This window comes from Pseudoalteromonas sp. BSi20480, from assembly GCF_000241365.1.
Lineage (GTDB): Bacteria > Pseudomonadota > Gammaproteobacteria > Enterobacterales > Alteromonadaceae > Pseudoalteromonas > Pseudoalteromonas marina.
The window spans coordinates 51408-65706 of the sequence record NZ_BADX01000099.1 but is presented as its reverse complement, the minus strand read 5'-3'; the positions used below and the strand labels follow the sequence as shown (position 1 = coordinate 65706).

The 14299-nt window shown below is 40.2% G+C and carries 18 protein-coding genes and 2 tRNA genes; 7 read left to right on the top strand and 13 right to left on the bottom strand.

Annotated elements, in window-relative coordinates; all coding sequences use genetic code 11:
- Positions 1 to 150 precede the first annotated feature (150 nt).
- Together P20480_RS07705 and P20480_RS07710 are read left to right on the top strand one after the other, a co-directional pair.
- Positions 151 to 732, top strand: a complete 582-nt coding sequence (locus P20480_RS07705; RefSeq protein ID WP_008130284.1) for an SRPBCC family protein — start codon at positions 151 to 153, stop codon at positions 730 to 732.
- On the top strand, positions 701 to 1588 hold the full coding sequence (locus P20480_RS07710; RefSeq protein ID WP_008130282.1) for a TIGR03899 family protein: 888 nt from the start codon (positions 701 to 703) through the stop codon (positions 1586 to 1588). Before P20480_RS07705 ends, P20480_RS07710 begins: the two co-directional genes overlap by 32 nt.
- A 33-nt stretch (positions 1589 to 1621) precedes the next feature.
- On the opposite strand, the gene P20480_RS07715 is transcribed toward P20480_RS07710, so the two are convergent.
- The 8 genes from P20480_RS07715 to P20480_RS07750 form a co-directional block, all read right to left on the bottom strand.
- Positions 1622 to 2392 carry a TIGR04219 family outer membrane beta-barrel protein gene (locus P20480_RS07715; RefSeq protein WP_008130280.1) on the bottom strand — a complete coding sequence of 257 codons (771 nt, stop codon included), beginning with the start codon at positions 2390 to 2392 and terminating at the stop codon, positions 1622 to 1624.
- 3 nt (positions 2393 to 2395) lie between these two features.
- Entirely contained in the window at positions 2396 to 3382 is a 987-nt protein-coding gene (locus tag P20480_RS07720; protein ID WP_008130278.1) for a DUF2333 family protein, read from the bottom strand.
- Between the two features lie 8 nt (positions 3383 to 3390).
- Positions 3391 to 3900, bottom strand: a complete 510-nt coding sequence (locus P20480_RS07725; protein WP_082014408.1) for a copper chaperone PCu(A)C — start codon at positions 3898 to 3900, stop codon at positions 3391 to 3393.
- Positions 3901 to 3979: 79 nt separating this feature from the next.
- Positions 3980 to 4306, bottom strand: a complete 327-nt coding sequence (locus P20480_RS07730) for a hypothetical protein (RefSeq protein ID WP_008130274.1) — start codon at positions 4304 to 4306, stop codon at positions 3980 to 3982.
- A 1-nt stretch (position 4307) separates the two neighbouring features.
- Complete coding sequence (locus P20480_RS07735; RefSeq protein WP_008130273.1) at positions 4308 to 4523, bottom strand: PspC domain-containing protein; 216 nt, start codon at positions 4521 to 4523, stop codon at positions 4308 to 4310.
- 8 nt (positions 4524 to 4531) lie between these two features.
- Positions 4532 to 5212 (bottom strand): PspA/IM30 family protein, encoded by a 681-nt coding sequence (locus P20480_RS07740; RefSeq protein ID WP_008130271.1) that lies wholly within the window; start codon positions 5210 to 5212, stop codon positions 4532 to 4534.
- A gap of 241 nt (positions 5213 to 5453) precedes the next feature.
- Positions 5454 to 6428: a tRNA dihydrouridine(20/20a) synthase DusA gene (gene dusA / locus P20480_RS07745; RefSeq protein ID WP_008130270.1), complete on the bottom strand. Its 975-nt coding sequence runs from the start codon at positions 6426 to 6428 to the stop codon at positions 5454 to 5456.
- A gap of 93 nt (positions 6429 to 6521) precedes the next feature.
- Entirely contained in the window at positions 6522 to 7142 is a 621-nt protein-coding gene (locus P20480_RS07750) for a MarC family protein (protein WP_006792079.1), read from the bottom strand.
- A 94-nt stretch (positions 7143 to 7236) separates the two neighbouring features.
- Between P20480_RS07750 and P20480_RS07755 the strand changes: the two genes are divergently transcribed.
- The 3 genes from P20480_RS07755 to P20480_RS07765 all read left to right on the top strand — a co-directional run bounded on the left by P20480_RS07755 (position 7237) and on the right by P20480_RS07765 (position 8640).
- Positions 7237 to 7674: a transcriptional repressor gene (locus tag P20480_RS07755; RefSeq protein ID WP_033019044.1), complete on the top strand. Its 438-nt coding sequence runs from the start codon at positions 7237 to 7239 to the stop codon at positions 7672 to 7674.
- Positions 7675 to 7747: 73 nt separating this feature from the next.
- Positions 7748 to 8215 (top strand): chemotaxis protein CheX, encoded by a 468-nt coding sequence (locus P20480_RS07760; protein ID WP_006792077.1) that lies wholly within the window; start codon positions 7748 to 7750, stop codon positions 8213 to 8215.
- Positions 8212 to 8640: a secondary thiamine-phosphate synthase enzyme YjbQ gene (locus tag P20480_RS07765; RefSeq protein WP_008130265.1), complete on the top strand. Its 429-nt coding sequence runs from the start codon at positions 8212 to 8214 to the stop codon at positions 8638 to 8640. The genes P20480_RS07760 and P20480_RS07765 overlap by 4 nt, the downstream gene beginning before the upstream one ends.
- 222 nt (positions 8641 to 8862) lie before the next feature.
- On the opposite strand, the gene P20480_RS07770 is transcribed toward P20480_RS07765, so the two are convergent.
- The 3 genes from P20480_RS07770 to orn all read right to left on the bottom strand — a co-directional run bounded on the left by P20480_RS07770 (position 8863) and on the right by orn (position 9766).
- Positions 8863 to 8938: transfer RNA gene (locus tag P20480_RS07770), tRNA-Gly, on the bottom strand.
- A 38-nt stretch (positions 8939 to 8976) separates the two neighbouring features.
- Positions 8977 to 9052 (bottom strand) — tRNA-Gly (locus P20480_RS07775).
- A gap of 168 nt (positions 9053 to 9220) precedes the next feature.
- Positions 9221 to 9766 (bottom strand): oligoribonuclease, encoded by a 546-nt coding sequence (gene orn / locus P20480_RS07780; protein WP_008130263.1) that lies wholly within the window; start codon positions 9764 to 9766, stop codon positions 9221 to 9223.
- Between the two features lie 162 nt (positions 9767 to 9928).
- Here orn and rsgA point away from each other — a divergent pair, with 162 nt between their 5' ends.
- Positions 9929 to 10987 carry a small ribosomal subunit biogenesis GTPase RsgA gene (rsgA, locus tag P20480_RS07785; protein WP_008130261.1) on the top strand — a complete coding sequence of 353 codons (1059 nt, stop codon included), beginning with the start codon at positions 9929 to 9931 and terminating at the stop codon, positions 10985 to 10987.
- Between the two features lie 15 nt (positions 10988 to 11002).
- The gene (gene asd, locus P20480_RS07790) at positions 11003 to 11881 is read left to right on the top strand and encodes an archaetidylserine decarboxylase (protein WP_008130259.1); all 879 of its coding nucleotides are present in this window, start codon (positions 11003 to 11005) and stop codon (positions 11879 to 11881) included.
- A gap of 147 nt (positions 11882 to 12028) precedes the next feature.
- Here asd and P20480_RS07795 read toward each other — a convergent pair whose 3' ends face one another.
- Together P20480_RS07795 and thiE are read right to left on the bottom strand one after the other, a co-directional pair.
- Positions 12029 to 12778, bottom strand: coding sequence for a HesA/MoeB/ThiF family protein (locus tag P20480_RS07795; RefSeq protein WP_008130255.1), 750 nt, complete (start codon positions 12776 to 12778; stop codon positions 12029 to 12031).
- Positions 12771 to 14297 carry a thiamine phosphate synthase gene (gene thiE / locus P20480_RS07800; RefSeq protein WP_008130253.1) on the bottom strand — a complete coding sequence of 509 codons (1527 nt, stop codon included), beginning with the start codon at positions 14295 to 14297 and terminating at the stop codon, positions 12771 to 12773. The genes P20480_RS07795 and thiE overlap by 8 nt, the downstream gene beginning before the upstream one ends.
- Positions 14298 to 14299 lie beyond the last annotated feature (2 nt).

The following is a 14299-nucleotide window of genomic DNA, read 5'->3' as shown; positions in this document are numbered from 1 at the left end:
TTACCCTTTTTCTGGTACTGCTTAATGCTTAAATATTCTAACGTAATGTTTAAAAAGCTATAAATTTAGTTTTTGGCTTATGATCTAATTCATACTATAGTCGATTAACAAAAAGTTGTTACATATATAGTTAAAAAAACTACCAAAGGTATGGTTATTAAATTATTAAAAGTACTGTTCAAATATGTATTAGTTTTACTACTTATAATAGTCGTAGTCGGATTACTGCTGCCACAAGATTATCGTGTAAGTAAACACGTAGAAATTAATGCCAATACCAGTACAATAAAAACACTTGTTGCCGACTTTAACCAATGGCACACATGGTCACCTTGGCAGCAAGTAGACCCCACCATTGAGTTTATTGTTAATGAACCTGGTGCTGGTGTAGGCGCTCATCAATCATGGATAGGAAAATGGGGATATGGTGAAATGACTATAACCTCCCTAAGTGATGATGAAATGTCGTTCAACATATTGCTAAATAATGAACACATTATTGAAGGCACACTCACATTTTCACCGCAGGCAAATGCCAATACCGTGACCTGTTATATTGAGGGACAATCAACGACTCTTCTCATTTCAGGCTATATGGCACTCGTATATGAGTATATTTTAAATAACACTCTAGAGCTTGGGTTAAATAATTTAAAAACCGTAGCACAATTAAGCGATATACAAAGCGTAGCAAATAGCCATGACAGTAAAAACAGCACAAGCACGGATTAATCTAGCTAATATAATAGAATCGTTACTTGGCTACCCTGTGACTAAGGTGCCCAACAACGACACTTCGCCATCATCAGAACAAAGTTACAATACAAAAGGGCAAGTAAAACCGCAGTACCATATAAATAGCGAACACCCTTTGCTGACTCGCGCAAAGCAAAGACACGATTTACTGGCTACTAAGCGCCAACAAAATATAGAAGCTATCTTAACCAAAGCAATGGAGTTTTGCCCCGATGTAGCTAGCAATAAACACCCTGATGCAGATTGGGTTGAACACTTTATTGCTTTATGTGAGGACACCTCAAATAGCTCTATGCAAGCATTGTGGGCAAAAATTTTAACCGGTGAAACATTAAGCCCGGGGACTTTTTCAATTAAAAGCTTACAAACACTAAAACACATGACTCAGCGCGAAGCCGACTCTTTGCAAAAATGCGTGTCTTTGTCAGGTTATAATGAAAAAGACGATAGCCACTTTATTTTACTTGGCTTTTATAAAAAACCGTCTTTATTTGACCTACTTCGTAAGGGAAATAAAGTGTCATTAAATTTAGGTAAAACAGGAATAGGCTTTCCTGACATTTTAACTTTAATGGATTTGAATTTGCTTTACAGAAAAGAAATCGAATCTGCGGTGCTTAAAGCTGGCCAAGAACTCACGTTGTCGTTTTTATCTCAAAAGGTGACGCTTAAAGCAAAAAATAGTGATTTGGTTTTAAGCTATTACAAATTCACACAAACCGGCGATGAACTATCTAAACTCATACGATTTCCTGTAAATAAAGTATATAAGCAGCTGGTAAACACGGCACTAGAGGGAGAGTTTGATTTAGCGTGGCATACTACAAAATAGGACGCCACGCTTTGTTCAATTAGAAGGCACTAATTAAAAATGAACCTGAATACCTGCAAACGGACCCGATGCGTCAATATCAGTAGTAATATCATCAATATCGTCAAGCTCTAATACCATTGATCGGTAACCTGCTTTAACAGCAATATCTACAGCTAAGTTATCTACAAGTTCCCAAGCAACACCTACTTGATAATCTTGCACTTTACTATCGTCAATTGCCAAAAGGCTGCCTTCAAAAAACACACTTAGACCTGTAAGTGGTAAGCCTGCTTCTGCACGCGCGTATGCAAGTGGCACAAAACCAGAAAACTCAACCGTTTCAGTAAAATTTGCGCCGCCATCTTGCGTTGTACCATTAACAATGATGTCACCGTCAAACTGCTTTGCGTTTAGGCCTAAATCAATAGAAATCAAATCATTATCAAATATTTCGTAATACAAAATGTAATCTACATGCGTTAAATCGCTTACAGAATTAACGGTTGTACCCACTACATAGTCTGAACCATTAAAGCTAAACGTATCATTTAGTACTGTAGAGCCATTTAGCTCAAGTTCTGTATACTTTAATTTGAGATTAGGTACTAATGGCACCGGATGCTCAAGCGCGGCGTAATAGCTTATGTATGTTTCATCTTCAAAGTTAAAATCTTGAGGTGCATTTGCTTTGTAAGAAAGCTGACCTTCATTATCCGACTGCCAACCATCAACACCTACATATAATCCTAATAGGGTATCAGCCTGAGCTGCAGGTGCTAAACATGCCATAGATAAGGCAGCTGCTAAACAATACTTTTTCATTTTTTATCCTTGCGCTAATAGTTCGCTAAGTTCGATTAAAGCCGCGTTGGCTCTAGAAATATAATTTGCCATAACAAGAGAATGATTAGCAACATAGCCAAAACCATTTCCGTTTAAAATTAGTGGGCTCCATACAGTTTCTTGCGTGGCCTCAAGTTCACGAATGATTTGCTGTAAGCTGACGCGTGCGTTTTTCTTTTCAAGTACATCGTTAAAGTCATACTCTACGGCTTGTAAAAAATGCAGTAACGCCCACGTTGCACCGCGAGACTCATAAAACACATCATCAATATCAAGCCATGGTGTTCTTACTTGCTGCTGCAATGGAGCAAGCGTTGCTTGCTTATTTGAAGAATTACCAGCTAAATCAGTATTAACTTTATCTTGCCCAACACTTGCACTTAAACGCTGGCTTAGACTACCTAAACGTTTTTCAGCTTCTTTTAACCAACTACGTAAGTTATCAGCGCGGGCATAAAACTGACTATCGCGCTCATGCTGATGAGCCATTTGCGTACGGTAAACAATTAAGTAATCAATCCCTTTTTGGTACTCGCCCTCAGCACTTGGCCACGCCCAAGCTTCAGAACTTATATTAAATTGAGGTTGTGCTTTTTTAAGCGCTTCGTGTTCAGTTGATTGCGATTGAGAGCGGCTAAAATCTTTTCTCATAGAAAGTGATAAATCACGAACCATTTCAAGTGCGCCATATTCCCAAGCAGGCATATCATCCATAATAATGCTAGGTGGTATAACGTCGTTTGATAAATATCCGCCTGGCTTATCAAGCAGCGTATTTGCAACAGTGATAAGTGTTGATGTAGTAATGTAACCCGTCACCATCGTTTCATTTCGAAGTTGCGCTTGCTCTTTTGCACTTTCAACCACATCAAAACGTGAAGGTTCAGTACTCCAGTAAACGGCAATGGCGTAAAATATAATAAGCAGTATAAGTATAATGCCTGCTATTTTTCCTTTGTGTTGCGACATGTAAACTCCTAATGATGAGAATGTTGTGCTGACGACTTAGCTTTATTTATTTGCGACTCTAGCGTAACCACCTCAATATTTGTAAATAAGCGATTACCATCACTAAAATATAGCGTTAGTTTGCGTTCTTGCCCTGCTTTTAAAGGCTCTTGTGGCTCAAATACCATTAAATGATAGCCTCCAGGCTGAAAATCGACACTTTCATGCGCTTTCACAATGACCGATTCGACCTTTTGCATTTTCATCATACCATCAACATGTGCATGCTCATGTATTTCAACACGTGCTAGTCCGTCAATACTGGCCTTTGTTAATATTGCATTTGTACCACTATGATTGGAAATAGTTAAGTAGGCGGCACTTGCCTTACCGCCAGGTAAGAACTCTCTAACTTGCGCGTTACTTACTTCAAGTTGTGCGGTATCGGCTGAATGGTTATGGCCAGAGTGCGCAGCCAAAGATGACGAAAAAAAACTAAAAGCCAATGCAGACACAAAAGATAAACACAATTTTGTCATCATTTTAATCCTTGTAAAAACGTAATATCACACGTTAAATTTAACATAGTTAACGGGGAATAGTGAGTTAAATTAAGGATTAAGAAACCACTTTTTTGTTATCAGCCACTAACCAGCACAATACGGCAATAAATAATAATGGCCATGCAATCATCACTGAGCCAAATAGCAAAGCCAAAACAGTACCAATAACAGCCACTGCTGCTGCACCAATCAAACCTAAAGTCACTAACGCAGCAATTGCGGCAACGGCTACAATGGCTATAAGTACACTCACTAATTCAACACCAACCCAGCTCATATCTGCAATCCACAATGGAAACTGCCACGTGTCAAAGTTTAAAAATGAGAATGAGTTAGTAAAAAACACCAAATAAATGAGTATACAAACAGCTATAGCTTTCATTTTAAAATTCCTTAATATGCTTTTCTTCTAAACAGCAATGCGCAATAAAATAACTAAGCGCAACTACAAACGGAAAACTTAAAAACAGTAAAATAGTAACCAAACGTGTTGCCCACACCGGAAAATCTAATCGGTAAGCTAAGCCACTACATACGCCAGATATCTTTTTATTTAGCGTGTCTTTAAACCAACCACGCTGATGATTAAATCGACTCATAATTCCCCCTAGGCGCTTTGTTTAGAACTAACATTTAAGCGTGCTTTTAAACTAGCCAGCTCTGTTTCAATTTTTTCGTTTTTAACAAGTGACTCGATTTGAGTTGCCGTCGAATTAGCCTTATCAGTTAACTCATACGCCTCGACTTGTGCTTCAATTCCCTCAACACGTTGCTCTATTTGCTCAAAACGAGAGAGTGCATGAGCTACTTTATCGCTATTTAACTGAGTATTTATATGCGACCTGGCAACGACTACATCATGGCGCTGCGCTAGTTGAGCTTGCTTTGTTTTTGCCTCTGCTATTTTTTGTTGAAGGCGTTCACAGTCAGATCTGGTTTTTAATAAAGACTCTTGTAAAGTCTCACGTTGAGCTTGCTTCTTTTCAATGCTTTCGCTTACAGCTTGTTTAGAAATGAGTGCTGACTTTGCAAGGTCATCGCGACCTTTTTCAATTGCTAACTCAGCTTTAGATTGCCATGTCGCAAGCTCTGCTTTTTTAGTATAAAGTTGGCGGTTAATTGCTTTTTCTTCACATAAAAGCGCAGCGGCTGTGCTTCGGCATTCGTTTAATGCATCCTGCATATCGTTAAGCATTAAGTTAACAAGCTTTTGAGGATCTTCAGCTTTATCAAGCATTGCCACTATATTTGATTGAATAACATCGTTTACGCGATTAACTATTCCCATTGTATTCTCCTGTTGATTTTTAATTGATTACAACAAGTAGATTCCAAGAGTTATGCCAAGTCACTTTATATTAATAAAAGAATCTTATTATCAAAGAGTTGAAATAAAAAAGATAAGATTAAAATGACCACACACTGAATAGCGCTAAGTATAATTGGCCAATAAATTATGTTTTTGACTAATTTTTAGGATCAAAAAAAGCCACTGTATAAGTGGCTTTATATGTTACGTTTGAAAAAAATTACTCGGGGACAAAGCTAAGTGCTTTATCCATTACAGATAAATCAGCCTGCTTACCATGGCCATTCTCTGAAAGGTGACGTCTAAAGCCACGCGCACCAGGTTGTCCCTGAAAAATACCTAGCATATGACGTGCAACATGCCAAAAATTAGCGCCTAATCGCATTTCTTCTTCAATATAATCATACATTGAGCGTACAACATCATGACGGGTTTGCGTGTTAGCTGTATCGCCGTAAATTTTTTCATCAACCTCGTTAAGCATAAACGGATTACTGTAGGCCTCGCGCCCAACCATAACCCCGTCAATGTATTGAAGATGCTCAAGGCTTTGCTCAATCGTTTTCACGCCGCCATTAATACTTAAATCGAGTTGCGGATAATCTTTCTTAAGTTGATATACACGCGGGTAATCAAGTGGCGGGACTTCACGGTTTTCTTTAGGGCTTAGACCATTTAGCCATGCTTTGCGCGCATGGATAATAAAGTCATCACAGCCTACTTTATAACTTGCTTCAATTAACGCACATAAAAACTCATACGAATCTTGCTCGTCTATACCAATGCGCGTTTTAACAGTCACCGGAATACTAACTTCATTTTTCATTGCGGCAACGCACTGAGCAACCAATTCGGGTTCGGCCATTAAACACGCACCAAAGCGACCATTTTGAACCCGATCTGACGGGCAGCCTACATTTAGATTAATTTCATCATAACCACGCTCCCCGGCAAGCTTCGCACATTTTGCCAATGCCTCAGGATCAGAACCACCCAATTGCAATGCAACAGGTCCCTCATGCTGGTTAAAATGCAAGTAGTCGCCTCGGCCAAACAAAATAGCGCCCGTGGTGATCATTTCTGTGTATAGCACTGTGTGCTTTGTCATTTTACGATGAAAAGTACGACAATGACGGTCAGTCCAATCAAGCATTGGGGCGACAGAAAAGCGTCTGTTTAAAGTTGGTTTATCCAAAATATATTCATCCAAATGTAAAACCCAAGTGGGTATAAAAGCAAGGCGTTTAAAGGAGGCGCATTTTACACAAAACCCCGACTAGCAGCAATATTAGCTATATACCTGCAAACCAAAGTAATGCGCTATACCATTTAAAATATTAGTTACTGCAACAGAGCTTAAAATAAGTCCCATTATTCTACTTATAATACTCGCGCCACTATCGCCAATAACTTTATGCACATGTGTTGCAAGTAAAAGTAATATGAGTACCAAAGCCAAAACAGCAAGCATCATCGAGGACGTCATTAGTTGCTCAATCCAAGTAAACTCTTCATTACGTGTCATAAGCACAGCACCTAACATAGCGCCTGGGCTCGCGATTGAAGGAATAGCCAATGGAAAGATGGCTGTTTCAGTGCTGTCACGTACGCTTTTTATTTCTGTTTCGGGTTTGCTTTCACCAAAAATCATCGACAGTGCAAAAAGCAGTAGTACTATGCCGCCCGCTATCTGAAAAGCCGACAATGGAATTTCAATCGCATTTAATAAAAGCTCACCAGCTACAACAAAAAATAGCAGCACAACAGCCGATACCCCAACGGCCTTAAAGATGACTTTGCGCTTAAATTTATCATCTTCTCCTCGGGTCACTGCAATAAATACAGGTACAGTTCCTATTGGGTCTATCACCGCAAAAAAGAAGATAAAAATGGCTAATAATTCGTTCATTTCGGGGTTTCCTAAATAAAAAGCGCCTAATAAAAACACTGCAACTACAACACAGTATGTTAGTATATCATGGTAGCGTAAGGATAAGAGAATGATGAATATAGAATCACTAGTTAGTAAAGCTAAGCAAGTATGTGACAACCGTGGCGCTCGTTTTACGCCTATCCGTGAAAAAGTATTTCGCTTATTAGCCAGTGCACAAGGTGGTGTAGGTGCCTATGATCTACTAGAACAACTCAAAATTACTGAGTCTGGTGCCAAGCCAGCCACTATTTATCGTGCATTAGACTTTTTAGCCGAACTAGGATTTATTCATAAAATTGAAAGCACCAACGCATTTATGTTGTGTCATCATTTTGATCATATTCATCCTGTACAATTGCTAATTTGCGATAACTGCGGATATGTTAAAGAACTTCACTCTACCGTTATCTCTCATGAGCTAAACAACTTAGCGGCAGAAAGTGGGTTTGTAGTATCAGGGCAAACAATTGAAGCTCATGGTAAATGTGAGTCTTGCAGAGCTTTATAAAAACAAAATAATTCTTTATGGCTATACTAGTAAGTTGTAGCCATTCAATAGCACAAATTTAAGAGTATTCAGTATGAATGTAGAGTTTATCAATCCTTTTTTATCATCATTAATCAACGTGTTAAGCACCATGGCACAAACACAGTTGAAACCTGGTAAACCGCGCATTAAAACTGATGAAGTCGCCTGTGGCGATGTATCTGGTTTAATTGGTATGGTTGGCCCGCAAACGCGTGGGTCGTTCTCAATCACATTTGACGAAAGTCTAGCTCTTACAATTATGGAACGTATGCTTGGCGAGCGCCCAGACACTATTAATGAAGAAGTCACAGACATGGTGGGTGAAATCACTAATATGGTAACCGGTGGTGCAAAAAACCTGTTAGGCGAAAAAGGGTTTGATTTTGATATGGCTACACCTATTGTTGTTTCAGGTGCGGGCCATACAATAACACATAAAAGCCAAGGCAAAAAAATCATAATGCCATTTAGTAGCGACGCTGGCACAGCCAATATAGAAGTTAGTTTCGATACACTATGAGTTGGCAACAAAAAACAATTTCACTGAAACCTCGTTCTCGGGGTTTTCACTTAATTGATGATGACGTTTTAAACCAACTCCCCGAAATTACCCACTACAAAGTAGGCTTACTGCATTTATTTATTCAACACACATCAGCAAGTCTAACGATTAACGAAAATGCCGATCCTACTGTGCGTATGGATATGGAAAGTCACTTCAATAAATTTGTACCTGAGCGACAGCCCTATTATCGTCATGATTATGAAGGCGACGACGATATGCCTGCCCACATAAAAACCAGCACACTTGGTTGTGAGTTAAGTATTCCAATTTCAAATGGATACTTAGCTTTAGGAACTTGGCAGGGTATTTATTTAGGAGAGCACCGAGATGTTGGTGGCGCAAGGCGCATTATAGCAACTATTCAAGGTGAACTGCTTTAACTGAAATTTCAAAACTTCTCAGTCAAAAAGTATCCCCCTCTTGCTTCAACTATACGACCTCAGGATAAAATATCGCTTTATTAATGAAAAGCTGGCTCTGCGCAAAAGTGATAACGTCAAATAATCAAAGCCTGAATGCTGAATATTATAAATAGGAAAAATTAGGTAATAACGGTTTGAATTATGCTTTTTAATGTAGATATTTTGAAGGGATAAAAATATTGGAGCGGTACACGAGGCTCGAACTCGTGACCTCGACCTTGGCAAGGTCGCGCTCTACCAACTGAGCTAGTACCGCATTTCTAAATTTTAACTCCAATTTCTTTGGTGAGAAATTGGAGCGGCACACGAGGCTCGAACTCGTGACCTCGACCTTGGCAAGGTCGCGCTCTACCAACTGAGCTAGTGCCGCATTATGGTTAGTCAGTAATTTTCCGTTGGTGCGCGACAAGTCGCGTTCAACATTCCGGCAACTGGCTAGTGCCGCATAATCGCTCGCTCAAGCGCACTAACCCCGCAGGGGTTATCGTCTTGAGCGGGGCAGGATTCTACAATAATACGATGTGTTTGCAAGTGTTTTTTACAAATTAAAGAATTTTTCTCTGTATACCTTCAATTCCATAATCGAATCTTTAATGTCGTCTAAGGCAAGGTGAGAGCCTTTTTTATTCACTTGAGCGAGCACTTCTGGTTTCCAACGTCTAGCAAGTTCTTTAATCGTACTTACATCAAGGTTGCGGTAATGGAAAAAATCTTCGAGTTCACGCATATATTTATTCATAAAGCGTCTGTCTTGCCCAATTGAGTTACCGCACATTGGGGATGCACCGGCTGGCACCCATTGCTTTAAAAACTCTAATGTTTGCGCTACCGCATACTCTTCATCAAACGTACTTGCTTTACAACGCGCAGTTAAGCCTGATTTACCGTGCTGAGTAGTACACCACTCATCCATACCATTAAGTAATTCATCGCTTTGATGAATAGCAATAGTTGGCCCCTCGGCTAATATATTAAGGTCTGCATCAGTGACAACAGTTGCAATTTCAAGTATTTTATCGGTCGCAGGTTCAAGTCCGGTCATTTCCAGATCGAGCCAAATTAAGTTTGATTTATTAATAGTCATAATTACCTTAAACGGTGCTTTTCTTTAGATCCAACGCATTTCGATATATCATATTAGCATCAACCGTCGAGCTAAAGCTTTTTTTATACCAACTCGGTTAAGTATTATTGCGAATTGGTATTATGTTCAGAGCCGACATTTAAACAAGGTTATAGGCCAAACGTGGCAAAACAGAAAAAATTAAGTAAAGGCCAATCGCGTCAGATCAAGGCCAATCATCAAAAGCGTATTAACAGCGCAGGTTCAAAACCAGCTAAAAAAGGTGCCCAAGAGTGGCAGGCAGATAATTTAGGTCAGGTTGAAAGCGCCATTGTAATCAGTCGATTTGGTCAGCACGCTGATGTTGAAACGCAAAATGGAGACGTGCTTCGCTGTAATATACGCCGAACTGTATCTAATTTAGTATGTGGCGACGAAGTATTATTTCGTCGCGCTAAAGTAAGTGAAGGCGATTTAGCCGGAGTTATTGAAGCAACACAAGAGCGTCGCTCGCAACTTACTCGCCCCGATTTTTACGATGGGGTAAAAGTAATTGCTGCAAATATTGATCAAATACTTATGGTTTCTGCTGTATTACCTGAGTTTACCCCTAGCATTATTGATCGCTATTTAATTGCCTGTGAAGACATGGGTATTGAGCCTATTTTAATCCTCAACAAAATCGATTTAATCGACGAAGCCGGCCTAAAAGATATTCAAAACGTGCTCGATATTTATCGCAAATTAAATTATCGCGTACTGCTTGTCAGCAATATAACCGGTGAAGGAATTGATGAACTTAAAAACATGCTTGTTGGTAAAAATAATATTTTTGTAGGTCAAAGTGGCGTGGGTAAATCAACCCTAGTAAATACTGTACTGCCAAATGCCGAAATATTAACGAAAGAGGTATCCGAAAACAGTGGCTTAGGCCAACACACCACAACGGTATCACGCCTTCATCACTTACCCACTGGCGGTAACTTAATTGACTCGCCGGGTATTCGTGAATTTGGGTTGTGGCATTTAGACGTTGAGCGTGTGACTTGGTGCTTTAAAGAATTTAGAGAATTTATAGGTGGATGCCGCTTTAGAGACTGCAAACACTTAAATGACCCGGGCTGTATAATTAAAGAAGCCGTAGCCAATGGCGACATTTCGCAACTACGCTTTGACAGCTACCACCGAATTTTAGAATCAATGGCCGATGGCCGTGCCGGCGCTCGTGCGCCGCGTGTATAATTAAGGAAAAATACCGTGAGCTTAGACAAATTTAAAATCGCAATGCAGTACGCAATGCCAAAACACTTTATTTCGCGCGTTGTGGGTAAATTAGCAGCTGCAAAAGCCGGTGCGTTAACAACAACGCTTATTAAACTGTTTATCAAGCAATATAAAATAGATATGAGTGAGGCTAAATATTCAGACCCGTCTCATTACAAAACATTTAACGAGTTTTTTACTCGTCCACTCAAAGACGGCGTTCGTCCAATGGTTGAAGACGCTGATACAATAATTCATCCAGTAGATGGTGCAATTAGCCAGCTAGGCGACATAGTTGATGGGCAGCTTATTCAAGCCAAAGGCCACGACTATAGCTTGCAGGCACTTCTGGGTGGGTCTGAGGACGATACTACTGCGTTTTTAGGTGGTAAATTTGCAACTATTTATTTAGCACCGAAAGATTACCACCGTATTCATATGCCTATTGATGGCACATTAAGCAAAATGATTTACGTACCGGGCGATTTATTTTCGGTAAATCCGCTTACAGCGCAGAATGTTCCCAACTTATTTGCGCGTAACGAGCGTGTAGTGGCTATTTTTGAAACGGAAGTAGGTCCACTCGCTATGGTATTGGTAGGCGCAACTATTGTCGCTAGCATAGAAACTGTTTGGGCCGGTACTGTTACTCCACCAGCAGGTAGTGATGTATTTAGTTGGAATTACCCGACCAGCGGTGAAAACGCAATCACACTTAAGAAAGGCGAGGAGATGGGTCGCTTTAAATTAGGCTCAACGGTAGTGCTTGCATGGGGTGCTAATAAAGCAAACATACTAGACGATCAACTACCAGAAGTGGTTACTCGCTTAGGGACTGCGTTTGCAAAAATTAAAGGAAGTGAAGAGCTATAAGTTTTTAGTTTTTAGTTAAAGATTAAAAGCACCGCGTTTATGACAAATGCGGTGCTTTTTTATTGGTAGACGAAGAGCTTGCTCATGTTAGAAGCGCAGCTTCTCATGGCTTAATCCCAAGTTTAGCCCCGCGAATTACCTCTTATTTTATCCACCACACTCTTTACAGTTTAAATCTTTAACTACTTTAAAATGTTGCTGCTTTAAACTCAGCGCATCAAAGGTAATAAATGCACTCCCCTCAACATGCCCGAGTAAAAAATTAAGCGTAAGTTGTGCCTGCATAGAACCAACAATCCCTAATAAAGGGCTTATTACCCCCGCATTACTACAATTAATAGCGGGTGCTTCACTCGTTTTTGGAAATATACAGCCGTAGCAAGGGCTTTGAGTCTGTGTAAAATCAAAGCCCATTAACTGCCCGCTTGTCGCGATAGCAGCGCCAGCTATTAAACGCGTTTTATTCGCTAAGCAATACCGGTTAACTGCATAGCGCGTGGTAAAATTATCTGAGCAATCAAGTACTACATCGGCATTGCTTAAAAGCTCAGCGCAATTCTCCTCATCAAGCTTTTTACTGTGCGTCACTATGTGTATTTGATTATTGAGGCTCGTTAACACTTTACCAGCGGCCGCTACCTTGCTTTGCCCTAAATGATTAACTTTATAAAGCACTTGGCGTTGTAGGTTTGAAAGCTCAACGGCATCATCGTCTATTAAAATAAGCGTTCCAATACCTGCCGCCGCTAAATACAAAAGTGCAGGACTGCCTAAACCACCTGCACCGACTACAGCAACAGTGGCAGACTTTAGTGCTAACTGCCCTTCAAGCCCCACTTCTTTTAATAATAAGTGGCGGCTATAACGCAGGGTTTCTTTATCGCTGAGCTTATCCATTTGGCTGGTTTATAGCGCTTTGTAGCGAGCTAATAGCTGCAATATAGTCATCCGCTTCACTAATGGCCCTTACTACCGCAACACTACCGACGCCTGTATTAGCAACTTCATTTGCGCGGGTTAAATCTATTCCGCCAATGGCAACCGTTGGGTAACTTTGCATTAATGGTACACACTTTTTAAGTTTATCGAGCCCTTGTATTTGCCCTGTCATATCTTTGGTCGTGGTAGGATAAATTGCACCAAATGCCATATAACTTGGTCGGTAATTATGCGCACGCAGCATTTCATAAAAACCATGAGTCGAAAGCCCAAGCCTTAAACCCGCCTCTTTAATGGCGGCTAAATTAGCAATTTCTAAGTCTTCTTGGCCTAAATGCACGCCATAAGCACCGTGCTTTATTGCTAACTGCCAGTAATCATTTATAAATACGTGAGCGCGGTACTTTTTACCCAGTTCAACAGCCTGTTTTATGAGTTCATCAAGCTCAGTCTCAGTTTTATTTTTAACACGTAATTGCGCTGTTTTGATCCCTTGCTGTAAGCACTTTTCTAGCCAGTCATTACTATCAACAATCGCGTACAAGCCTAATTGTTTACTTTCACAAGGTGCAAAATCAGCGGCCATATTAAACTCAAGCGGCACATCAAAATCAAGTTCATCACCAAGCCAGCTACCTGGCTCTATAACTTGAGGATAGTCATCTAAATGTGTAGGAAATGATGTTTGCGCTACAGGCCCTATTCCTTCACCGTATCTAACCGACTGCTTTAAACCTTGGTTTATATAAGCTTTGGCTAAAATAAAGGCATCTTTTAGTGGGTAATCTTTTGCTAAACACGCTGCAATAACCGACGCCATACTGCACCCCGTACCATGGTTGTGTGGGGTTTGAATTTTTTTATTACCTAGCCAATATTCTTCATTATTTTGTATGCAGTAATCAATACAGTAACCACTAGGGAAATCCCAATGCCCACCTTTAATAACCACTGACTTTGCTCCCCAACTTAGCAGTTTATTTGCAGCGTCTTTAACGGCGCTTGGGCCAATTAAATATACGCCGGTTAATAATTGAGTCTCGTGCGTGTTAGGTGTTATTACATCCACCAGCGGCAATAAGCACTCTTTAATAGCGCTTACGGTATCTTCTTCGGTTAATACATCACCGCTTGAGGCAATAGCAACGGGGTCGTAAACAATCACTGGTGGAACTGGCCATTTAGCTTTGTAGTGGCTTATGTGTTCACTGATTAATTGAATTTGCTGCACATTTGCTAACATGCCAATTTTAATTACTTTGGCCTTCATGTCTTTTTCAAGTGCCAAAAGCTGTGATTCAATAATATCGGTAGACACCGCATTAATAGTTTCTACACCTAAACTATTTTGCGCCGTAAGCGCGGTAATTGCGGTACAGCCATGTACACCAAAACTTTGCATCGCCTTTATATCGGCTTGAATACCTGCGCCACCGCCAGAATCAGATCCGGCAATTGTCCACACTACGTTATTCATAT

What these genes read in the sequence shown, in the direction of transcription:
- P20480_RS07750 (WP_006792079.1), bottom strand. Translation starts at nt 7,142, where the DNA reads ATGAACGAATTATTAGCCATTTTTATCTTCTTTTTTGCGGTGATAGAC.
- P20480_RS07705 (WP_008130284.1), top strand. Translation starts at nt 151, where the DNA reads ATGGTTATTAAATTATTAAAAGTACTGTTCAAATATGTATTAGTTTTA.
- P20480_RS07795 (WP_008130255.1), bottom strand. Translation starts at nt 12,778, where the DNA reads ATGGATAAGCTCAGCGATAAAGAAACCCTGCGTTATAGCCGCCACTTA.
- orn (WP_008130263.1), bottom strand. Translation starts at nt 9,766, where the DNA reads ATGACTATTAATAAATCAAACTTAATTTGGCTCGATCTGGAAATGACC.
- thiE (WP_008130253.1), bottom strand. Translation starts at nt 14,297, where the DNA reads ATGAATAACGTAGTGTGGACAATTGCCGGATCTGATTCTGGCGGTGGC.
- P20480_RS07735 (WP_008130273.1), bottom strand. Translation starts at nt 4,523, where the DNA reads ATGAGTCGATTTAATCATCAGCGTGGTTGGTTTAAAGACACGCTAAAT.
- P20480_RS07715 (WP_008130280.1), bottom strand. Translation starts at nt 2,392, where the DNA reads ATGAAAAAGTATTGTTTAGCAGCTGCCTTATCTATGGCATGTTTAGCA.
- P20480_RS07740 (WP_008130271.1), bottom strand. Translation starts at nt 5,212, where the DNA reads ATGGGAATAGTTAATCGCGTAAACGATGTTATTCAATCAAATATAGTG.
- P20480_RS07725 (WP_082014408.1), bottom strand. Translation starts at nt 3,900, where the DNA reads ATGACAAAATTGTGTTTATCTTTTGTGTCTGCATTGGCTTTTAGTTTT.
- P20480_RS07720 (WP_008130278.1), bottom strand. Translation starts at nt 3,382, where the DNA reads ATGTCGCAACACAAAGGAAAAATAGCAGGCATTATACTTATACTGCTT.
- P20480_RS07760 (WP_006792077.1), top strand. Translation starts at nt 7,748, where the DNA reads ATGAATGTAGAGTTTATCAATCCTTTTTTATCATCATTAATCAACGTG.
- P20480_RS07730 (WP_008130274.1), bottom strand. Translation starts at nt 4,306, where the DNA reads ATGAAAGCTATAGCTGTTTGTATACTCATTTATTTGGTGTTTTTTACT.
- P20480_RS07765 (WP_008130265.1), top strand. Translation starts at nt 8,212, where the DNA reads ATGAGTTGGCAACAAAAAACAATTTCACTGAAACCTCGTTCTCGGGGT.
- P20480_RS07710 (WP_008130282.1), top strand. Translation starts at nt 701, where the DNA reads ATGACAGTAAAAACAGCACAAGCACGGATTAATCTAGCTAATATAATA.
- P20480_RS07755 (WP_033019044.1), top strand. Translation starts at nt 7,237, where the DNA reads ATGAATATAGAATCACTAGTTAGTAAAGCTAAGCAAGTATGTGACAAC.